Genomic DNA, 9,114 nt, shown 5'->3' on the forward strand with positions numbered 1-9,114 from the left:
CCAGTATACTCAGCCAGGCCTGCTCCGTCAGCCGACGAGGTGGTTTTAGCGGCTGATATTTGAGTAGCGATCGCTTATACTCCTGCGCCAATTCAGCCAGCCCAGAGGTCAGTCCCATGTCCCGTCCCAGCGATCGCAGCGCCGCCCAGGTGCGTCCGGTAACCATCACCCGCCACTTCACCAAGCATGCTGAAGGGTCCGTGCTGGTGGAATTCGGCCACACCCGCGTGCTCTGCACCGCCAGCGTCGACACCAGCGTGCCGCGCTTCCTCAAAGGCAAGGGGCAGGGGTGGGTCACTGCCGAGTACGGCATGCTGCCGCGCTCCACCCACTCCCGGATGAACCGCGAAGCGGCCTCCGGCAAGCAGAGCGGCCGCACCCTGGAGATCTCCCGTCTGATCGCCCGCTCCCTGCGCGCGGCGGTAGACTTGAGTGCCCTGGGCGAGCACACCATTACCGTTGACTGCGACGTGTTGCAAGCCGACGGCGGTACCCGCACCGCCGCCATCACTGGGGCCTGCGTGGCGCTGGTGGATGCGCTGAACTGGATGGTGGAGAAGGGGCTGATCAAACAGAGCCCGCTCAAGCAGATGATCGCGGCCGTCTCCGTCGGTATGTTCGAAGGGGAGGCCATCTGCGATCTGGAGTACATCGAAGACTCCGCCGCCGAGACTGACATGAACGTGGTGATGACCGAAGATGGTCGCATCATCGAGGTGCAGGGCACCGCGGAGGCCGAACCCTTCACCCACGAGGAGCTGCTGGAGATGCTGGCGCTGGCCAAGGGCGGCATCGACGACATCATAGCGCTGCAGAAGCAGGCGCTCTCCTGAATTTCTGATTTGAAAAACGCGGCATTGACCGCGTTTTTTTATACCCCCACACCAGTAAACGACAAGCCAAGCAAGGAGCCAGAATGAAAGCCTACCAGCGTCAATTTATCGAGTTCGCCCTGGAGAAACAGGTCCTCAAATTCGGTGAATTTACCCTGAAATCCGGTCGTAAAAGCCCCTACTTCTTCAACGCCGGCCTGTTCAACAGCGGCCGCGATCTGGCCCGTCTCGGCCGCTTCTATGCCGCCGCCCTGATGGATGCCGGCATCGAATTCGACGTGCTGTTTGGCCCGGCCTATAAGGGGATCCCCATCGCCTCCGCCACCGCGGTGCAGCTGGTGGAGCAGCACGACGTGGACGTGCCCTGGTGCTTCAACCGCAAGGAGGCCAAGGATCACGGCGAGGGTGGCAATCTGGTGGGCAGCCCGCTCAAGGGGCGCATCATGCTGGTGGACGATGTCATCACTGCCGGCACCGCCATCCGCGAATCCATGGATCTGATCCAGGCCAACGGCGCCTCCCTGGCTGGCGTGCTGATCGCGCTGGACCGTCAGGAGAAGGGCAAGGGCGAGCTCTCCGCCATTCAGGAAGTGGAGCGTGACTACGGCGCTCACATCATCGCCATCATCCAGATGAGCGACTTGATCCAGTATCTGGAAGAGAAGCAGGCCGAACAGCCGGAGCTGGCGGCGCAACTGGCCGCCATGAAGGCTTACCGCGCCCAGTACGGTATCTGAGCTCCGCTCACACCGCGCAATAGCTGAATGCGGCGCCCGTTGGCTCTCTGGCAGCAAACGGGCGCCGTTTTTTTCATCTGAAAAAAGTGGATCATGTGGCTTGAGCTTGCCCTTACAGTAAAGGTTAGGGTTTGCCAGTCGGCGTTTTGTGGTGCCGACGGGTTCCGGGGAGGAACAACATGACCACTCATCTTCAATCACCCATTCATTTGCAGTTGCCGCTCAGCGGCATGAGCTGCGCCAACTGCGCCGGCCGCATCACGACCGCCCTCAACAAGCTCGACGGGGTATCGGCCACCGTCAACTTCGCACTGGAGCAAGCCGCCATCGAGCTGGCCAGCCCTGATCGTTTGCCGGCGGTGCTGGAGAGCATCCAGGCGCAGGGTTACGACTACGGCAGCGAGACCATCCTGTTTCAAATTACCGGTATGACTTGTGCCGGTTGCTCGGCCCGCCTGAACAAGATGTTGGCGGCGCTGCCCGGCATCATCTCCGCCGACGTCAACTTCTCCATCGAGCAGGCCCGGATCGTGCTGGTACCCGGGATGCAGACGCCCGCGGCCCTGCGCGAGCAGATCGAAGCCCTCGGCTTTGGCGCCCAACTGGCGCAGGGCTCGGCCAGCGGCCGCCGCCAGCAGTTGCTGGAGCGGGAAGCGCAGGAGGCCGCCAGCGCCCGTCAGGCGCAAACCCGGGTCATCGTCTCGGCTTTGCTGACGTTGCCGCTGCTGGTGGGGATGCTGGCCATGGCCGGGTTGTTCCCCTGGCATCTGCCCGCCTGGCTGGAGCTGGTGCTCGCCACCCCGGTGCAGTTCTGGATCGGGGCCCGCTTCTATCGCGGCGCCTGGCTCGCCATCAAGAACCGCTCCGCCAACATGGATGTGCTGGTGGCGACCGGTACCAGCGCGGCCTACTTCTACAGCCTCTATCTGCTGCTTAATTTGGGGATGGCCGCCAGTGGCCAGCTCTACTTCGAGGCGAGTGCCATCATCATTACCCTGATTTCCCTCGGAAAACTGCTGGAAGCGCGAGCCAGACGCAGTACCCAGTCCGCCATTCGCGAGTTGATGGCGCTGCGGCCGGAAACCGCCACCGTCTGGCGCGGCGAGCGCTGGCAGAGCGTTGCCATCGACGAGGTGCTGCGCGGCGACAGGCTGCGGGTGCTGGTGGGGGAACGGGTGCCGGTGGATGGCAGAATCGTGAGCGGCGAGAGCGAGCTGGACGAGTCGATCCTCACCGGTGAGAGCCTGCCGGTGCCGCGCGGTGAGGGCGACAAGGTGCTGGGCGGTGCCATCAACCGCTCCGGTGTGCTGGAAATTGAAGCCACTACGGTGGGGGAGGACTCCAGCCTCAGCAAGATCATCGCATTGGTGGAAAACGCCCAGATGGGCAAGGCGCCGTTGCAGCAGCTGGTGGACAAGGTCTCCGCCGTGTTCGTGCCGGTGGTGATGGCCATCGCCCTGTTCACCCTGCTGGTGTGGTACGCCATCACCAGCGACTTCGGTCAGGCGCTGCTGGCGGCGGTAGCCGTGCTGGTCATCGCCTGTCCCTGTGCGCTGGGGCTGGCGACGCCGGCGGCCATCGTCACCGGTACCGGGGTGGCGGCGCGCCACGGCATTCTGATAAAAGATGTCGATACCCTGCAGAAGGCCCACGCCATCAAGGCGCTCATCTTCGACAAGACAGGTACGCTCACTCAGGGCAGGCCCGTGCTGGCGAGCTGGAGCGGCAACGATGAGCAACTGCGCCTCGCTGCCGCTCTGCAGCAGGCGAGCGAACACCCGCTGGCGCTGGCCATGCGCGAGGCGGTCGGCAAAGAGGCGATGCTGCCCCAGCCCGACGCGGTCGAGGTGCGGGTCGGTGCCGGTATTGTCGGTCAGGTCGCCGGTCACGCAGTCGCCATCGGCAATGGATCCCTGCTGGCCCAGCTCGGTATTGAGGTGCCCGCGCAGGATCAACAGCCTGCCGACGGCGCGACCCGGGTCTGGGTGGCCATCGACGGCGTGGTGGCTGGTATCGCCGCGCTGGCCGATACCCTGCGCCCCGAGAGCCCGGATGCCATCGCCACCCTGCGCCAGCGCGGCATCGCCAGCTGGCTGGTGAGCGGAGATGCGCCGGCGCCGGTGGCCCATATCGCCGCCAAACTGGGGCTGGACGGGGCCTTTGACTCCGTGCTGCCAGCCGGCAAGGTGGAAAAAGTCGAGGCGCTGCGGGCGCAAACCCGTGGGCTGGTCGCCATGGTGGGAGACGGGGTGAACGACGCCCCGGCGCTGGCGGCGGCGGATGTGGGCATCGCCATGGGCTCCGGCTCCGACGTGGCGATGGAGACCGCCTCCATCACCCTCATGCGGTCTGATCCGCGGCTGGTGGCCGATGCCATCGACATCTCGGCGGCCACTTGGCGCACCATCCAGCAGAACCTGTTCTGGGCCTTCGTGTTCAACATCATCGGCATTCCGCTGGCGGCACTGGGTTACCTCAGTCCCGAGCTGGCGGGGGCGGCCATGGCCCTGAGCAGCATCACCGTCTTGAGCAATTCCCTGTTATTGAAGCGCTGGCAGCCCCGGGCGGGCAGCCTGCGTGCATCTGAATCCCAAAGGAGTCATTCATGAACATCAGCAAGGTCGCCAAGGCCACCGGCCTGACCGCCAAGACCATCCGCTACTACGAGAGCATCGGCCTCATCTCGTCGCCAGTGCGCAGCGACAACGGGTATCGCAGTTATACGGATGCCTCCCTGCGGGAGCTGCGCTTCGTCAAGCGGGCGCGGGAGACCGGCTTCAATCTGGAGGAGTGTCAGGAGCTGCTGGCGCTCTATCGGGACGAGCACAGAACCAGTGCCCAGGTGAAGAAGCTGGCCCAGGAGAAAATCGTCGATCTGCGCTCCCGCATCGCCGGTTTGCAAGCCATGCTCAGCGCCCTCGAGGAGGTGGTGAGCTGCTGTCACGGAGATGCGAATCCCCAGTGCCCCATCCTCGACGAGCTGGAGAAAGGGTGAGGGAGGGTTGCGCCATTCGACCCTGCAGAAAAGGGTCTGTCGGGGCCTGTGCGGGAGAGGACGCGCTGAGTGGCAACTTAATAGCGGTCGATTGATTGTTGAGCAGGAAAGGGGAGTGTTAAACTGTGCGGCTCTTGTACAGGGAGTACCCAGTTGACACAGAGTGTGAAATATCAGGTGCGGCGGGCCATCATGGTCCAGCTCTATACCCACGCCTCCTTCAGCCTGCCTTGCCTGGGGCTGCTGGCGATCAGCTGGAGCCTGCTGTTCCACGATTACCTGCCGGCCAGCGAGTCGCTGGGCTGGCTCGGTCTGGTCCTGTTGCTGTTGCTGGGGCGCTGGTGGCATTTGCGCTGGCGCCAGCCCAGGCTGGCGGAGCTTCCGCTGCCGGTGCTCGAGCGCGAGCTCTTTGTCGGGGTGACCATCACCTCCATCGTCTGGGCACTGGGCGTGCTGCTCTACATGGACAAGCTGCCCGACACCTATCGTGCCGCCATGATGATGCTCTCCAGCCTGATCCTGACCGGCAGCGCCATCATGCTGTTCGGCAGCCGTCGTACCCTCTATGGGGCCGTGCTGCCCCTCGGGTTTGCCATGTTGTTCGAGCTCAGTGGCGGCAACACCCAGGAGCGTATCGTCTCCTGCATGCTGGCGGGGTATCTGTTCGTCTTTCTGCCGACCCTGCTGCGGCGCCTGCGGCGGGATCAGGTGGCCTCTCTCTACCACAGTTTTTCCAATGCGGATCTGGTGGCCGAGCTGAAGGCGGTCTCCGAGCACCTCAAGCTCACGTCCCGCCTCGACGGTCTGACCGGCATCGCCAACCGGGCCCATCTCGACGACTCCCTGGCGCGCGCCTGGCGTCGCTGCCACCGTGCCAGGGCGCCTCTCTCTCTGGTGCTGGTGGATGTGGACTACTTCAAGCAGTTCAATGATCACTATGGTCACCAGGTGGGGGACCAGTGCCTGCAGCAGGTGGCGAGCCTGCTGGCCGAAGTGCTGCGGCGGGAAGACGATCTCGCTGCCCGTTACGGCGGAGAGGAGTTCGCCCTGCTGCTGCCCTGCACCACCTTGCAGGGGGCCATGCAGATCGCCGAGCAGGTGCGTATCTCGTTGCGAGCCCTCGGCATTCCCCACCACAAATCCCGGGTCTCGGGGCGGGTCAGTTGCAGCTTCGGGGTGGCGACCCTGGTGCCGGATCAGCATCACTCCATTGCCGAGCTCATCCAGAAAGCGGATGCGGCGCTCTATCAGGCCAAGCATAATGGCCGGGATCGTATCGAAGTAGCCTTGATGGGTAAGGTTGCCTGAGTTTCACAAGACAGATTAAAGAGGTCGTCTATGCAATGTCATCGTATCGAAGAGCTGCTGGAACTGCTGCAGCCTGCCTGGATCAAGGAGCAGGATCTCAGCCTGGTGCAGTTTGTTGCCAAACTGGCCGAGGAGGCGGGATTTGACGGTCCCCTGTCCGCACTGACCGACGACATGCTGATCTACCACCTCAAGATGCGGGAATCCGACAAGCAGGCGATGATCCCGGGGCTGGCCAAGGATCACGTGCCCGACTTCAAGGAAGCCCTGCTCAAGGCCCGCGGCATCAAGTAATCCGGGCGTCACATCGCCATCAGAGAAAGGTTTCAAGAGAATCTATTAAAAGGCGCATAGTCAACTGGCTATGGGCCTTTTTTGTTGCCTGAAATTGCGACGGGACTCGAACTATAGATACATTTAACCCACACAATTAGCAGGTTGTTTAAGATATAATCGCTTTCATAACAATATGAGTGGAGCGATGTGTTGCAATGGCCGACAAGGACAAGATCGACATCAAGGATGTGACCGGTGACGTCACCGGGACTTTCAATCCCAACACCTTCAAGGCGGGAGATGACAGGTTCAACCCCGGCAACCGCATCTATGTCCGCTCCCAGACCGGCTACTGGCAGCGGGTGCGCAAGGCCATGGGCTGGTTCTTCGTCGCGCTCTTTGTCCTCCTGCCCTGGCTGCGTTATGACGGCCGTCAGGCGGTGCTGTTCGATCTGGAGCACCAGCAGTTCCATATCTTCGGTGCCACCATCTGGCCGCAGGATCTCACCCTGCTGGCCTGGGTCTTCATGATCGCGGCCTTCGCCCTCTTCTTTGTGACCACCTTCCTGGGCCGGGTCTGGTGCGGCTACCTCTGTCCCCAGACGGTGTGGACCTTCCTGTTCATCTGGTTCGAGGAGAAGCTGGAAGGGGCCGCCAACAAGCGTCGCAAGCTGGATGCGGCACCCTGGAGCGGTGAGAAGCTGGCCCGGAAGGGCGCCAAGCACCTGGCCTGGATCCTGCTGTCGCTGGGTACGGGGCTGACCTTCGTCGCCTACTTCCAGGATGCCTTCCACCTGGTGCCCGATTTCGTCACCCTGCAGGCGGGAGGCTGGGTCATCTTCTGGGTGCTGTTCTTCGCCGCCTGCACCTATGGCAACGCCGGCTGGATGCGCGCCATCATGTGTATCCACATGTGCCCCTATGCCCGCTTCCAGTCCGCCATGTTCGACAAGGACACCTACATCGTCGGCTATGACAGCCAGCGTGGCGAGACCCGCGGCGCCCGTGGTCGCAAGGCCGATCCCAAGGCTCTGGGGCTGGGGGACTGCATCGACTGCGACCTCTGCGTGCAGGTCTGCCCGACCGGCATCGACATCCGTGACGGCCTGCAGTACGAGTGCATCAACTGCGGCGCCTGTGTCGACGCCTGCGATCAGACCATGGAGCGGATGGGGTATCCGAAGGGGCTCATCAGTTACACCACCGAGCACAAGCTGGCCCACAGTGAAACCCAGGTGGCGCGACCCAAGCTGATTGGCTATGGCCTGGTGATGGTCGTCATGCTGGGGGTCTTCGTCTATAACGCCATGTCCATCATGCCCATGGGGCTCGATATCCTGCGGGATCGCAACCAGCTGTTCCGGGAAAACAGTGAAGGGCTCATCGAGAACACCTATACCCTGAAGATCCTCAACAAGACCCTGAACTCCCAGACCTACCGGCTGGACGTGGAAGGGCTGCCGGAGTACCAGTGGTTCGGACCCCGCGAGGTGACCCTGAAGGCGGGTGAGATCTATACCCTGCCGGTGAGTCTGGCGGTGGATCCCTTCAACCTGAAGCGCCCCACTCTGGACGTCCAGTTCGTGCTCAAGCGGGCAGGCGCGGCGCCGGATGACAGCAAGGGGACCTTGCGCCAACCGAGCAAGTTTATCAGCAGGTTGTGACGGCAAGGCGCACCGCCATGCACGGCAACGGCAGACAGTGGTGATAGAATGGGGCGCAACAGCGCCCCTTTTCTATGGTGGATGACATGCGTTTCAACTATTCCGACCTCAATCCCGATCTCATCATGGATGCCATCGATCTCAGCGGCTTGCGCATCGACTCCGGCCTTATCGAGCTCAACAGTTACGAGAACCGCGTCTATCAGTTCCAGGATGAGGATCGCCGTCGCTACGTGGTGAAGTTCTACCGCCCCGGTCGCTGGAGCCGGGCCCAGATCCTGGAAGAGCACGCGTTTGCCGCTCGCCTCTGTGAAACTGAGATCCCGGTCGCCGCTCCCATTGCCTTTGCCGGCGAGACCCTGCTGGAGCATCAGGGCTACCCGTTTGCCATCTGGCAGAGCGTTGGGGGGCGTCAGTTCGAGGTGGACAACCTGGACCAGCTGGAGTGGGTGGGGCGTTACCTCGGTCGCATCCACAGCGTCGGTGCCAGCCATGCCTTTCATCAGGTTCTTCGCGGGATCCTGGGAAAGTGGAAGTTGACAGACAGGGTGCTGGTAAACTGGTTGTCGCCAAACACACCACCACCATCACCCTGCTGTCGCCGTGCATCATATTGATATTACCTCCTTCTGGCCAGGTTATACCGTCATCGCCCAAGCGCTTTCTGCCAACCATCACACCCTGTTTACCCTTGAGCCTCGCGCCGACTTCTTGCCCCGTTGTCGCCGATGCCTGCAACCCACGCCATTGATCCACGACCAACGTATCCGCCGGGTGCGTGAGCGAGACCTATTTGACCGACAAGTCTGGTTACAACTGCCTGTTCGCCGCGTCGACTGTCTGCGCTGTGGTCGCGTCAGTGAACATATCGACTGGCTCCCCTCTGGCTCCCGCCTCACCCGGCGCATGCAGTGCTGGATTGAAGCGCTCGTTCAGTACCTCCCCATCCGCCATGTCAGCCAGCTCACCGGGGTCGGTTGGCACACCATCAAGGAGATCGACAAGCGCCGTTTGCAGACTAGTGTGGGCACCATCGAACTTGGGGAGGTGCGGCGGCTGGTGATGGATGAGTTTGCCCTGCACAAGGGACACCGCTATGCCACCGTGATCATGGATGCCGAGCGAACCCGCGTCCTGTGGGTGGGGCACGGCAACAGTCGGGCCGCTATCCGTCCCTTCTTCGAGCAGCTCGGCGAGCGATGCCAGCAGATTGAGGCGGTGGCGATGGACATGAACACGGCGTTCGACCTGGAGGTGAAGCAACACTGCCCGCAGGCGGAGGTGGTCTACGACCTGTTCCA

Annotated in this window: 7 protein-coding genes and 2 pseudogenes; all 9 read left to right on the forward strand. The window is 62.6% G+C overall.

The genetic code is table 11. From position 1 onward, the window contains the following. Nucleotides 1-116 precede the first annotated feature (116 nt). The gene (rph, locus tag AB5Y54_RS15975; protein WP_201921200.1) at nt 117-833 is read left to right on the forward strand and encodes a ribonuclease PH; all 717 of its coding nucleotides are present in this window, start codon (nt 117-119) and stop codon (nt 831-833) included. An 83-nt stretch (nt 834-916) separates the two neighbouring features. Continuing rightward, nucleotides 917-1,570 (forward strand): orotate phosphoribosyltransferase, encoded by a 654-nt coding sequence (pyrE, locus tag AB5Y54_RS15980; RefSeq protein ID WP_010676102.1) that lies wholly within the window; start codon nt 917-919, stop codon nt 1,568-1,570. Between the two features lie 179 nt (nt 1,571-1,749). Next, complete coding sequence (locus AB5Y54_RS15985; RefSeq protein ID WP_201921204.1) at nt 1,750-4,179, forward strand: heavy metal translocating P-type ATPase; 2,430 nt, start codon at nt 1,750-1,752, stop codon at nt 4,177-4,179. Beyond that, nucleotides 4,176-4,565 (forward strand): Cu(I)-responsive transcriptional regulator, encoded by a 390-nt coding sequence (cueR, locus tag AB5Y54_RS15990; protein WP_010676100.1) that lies wholly within the window; start codon nt 4,176-4,178, stop codon nt 4,563-4,565. The genes AB5Y54_RS15985 and cueR overlap by 4 nt, the downstream gene beginning before the upstream one ends. 153 nt (nt 4,566-4,718) lie before the next feature. Continuing rightward, nucleotides 4,719-5,873: a diguanylate cyclase gene (locus tag AB5Y54_RS15995; protein ID WP_029314881.1), complete on the forward strand. Its 1,155-nt coding sequence runs from the start codon at nt 4,719-4,721 to the stop codon at nt 5,871-5,873. A 30-nt stretch (nt 5,874-5,903) separates the two neighbouring features. Beyond that, nucleotides 5,904-6,167 carry a YihD family protein gene (locus AB5Y54_RS16000; protein WP_010676098.1) on the forward strand — a complete coding sequence of 88 codons (264 nt, stop codon included), beginning with the start codon at nt 5,904-5,906 and terminating at the stop codon, nt 6,165-6,167. A gap of 197 nt (nt 6,168-6,364) precedes the next feature. Further along, entirely contained in the window at nt 6,365-7,813 is a 1,449-nt protein-coding gene (gene ccoG, locus AB5Y54_RS16005; RefSeq protein ID WP_143236900.1) for a cytochrome c oxidase accessory protein CcoG, read from the forward strand. A gap of 74 nt (nt 7,814-7,887) precedes the next feature. Further along, nucleotides 7,888-8,316 (forward strand): annotated as a pseudogene (locus AB5Y54_RS16010) (serine/threonine protein kinase); the annotation flags it as partial. A gap of 100 nt (nt 8,317-8,416) precedes the next feature. Continuing rightward, nucleotides 8,417-9,114, forward strand: a pseudogene (locus AB5Y54_RS16015) (ISL3-like element ISAeme19 family transposase); the annotation flags it as partial.

This window comes from Aeromonas sp. s9, assembly GCF_040907765.1.
Lineage (GTDB): Bacteria > Pseudomonadota > Gammaproteobacteria > Enterobacterales > Aeromonadaceae > Aeromonas > Aeromonas caviae.

Bases quoted from the DNA above. Each gene is read 5' to 3' on its own strand.
- rph (WP_201921200.1), top strand. From the start codon at position 117: ATGTCCCGTCCCAGCGATCGCAGCGCCGCCCAGGTGCGTCCGGTAACC.
- pyrE (WP_010676102.1), top strand. From the start codon at position 917: ATGAAAGCCTACCAGCGTCAATTTATCGAGTTCGCCCTGGAGAAACAG.
- AB5Y54_RS15985 (WP_201921204.1), top strand. From the start codon at position 1,750: ATGACCACTCATCTTCAATCACCCATTCATTTGCAGTTGCCGCTCAGC.
- cueR (WP_010676100.1), top strand. From the start codon at position 4,176: ATGAACATCAGCAAGGTCGCCAAGGCCACCGGCCTGACCGCCAAGACC.
- AB5Y54_RS16000 (WP_010676098.1), top strand. From the start codon at position 5,904: ATGCAATGTCATCGTATCGAAGAGCTGCTGGAACTGCTGCAGCCTGCC.
- ccoG (WP_143236900.1), top strand. From the start codon at position 6,365: ATGGCCGACAAGGACAAGATCGACATCAAGGATGTGACCGGTGACGTC.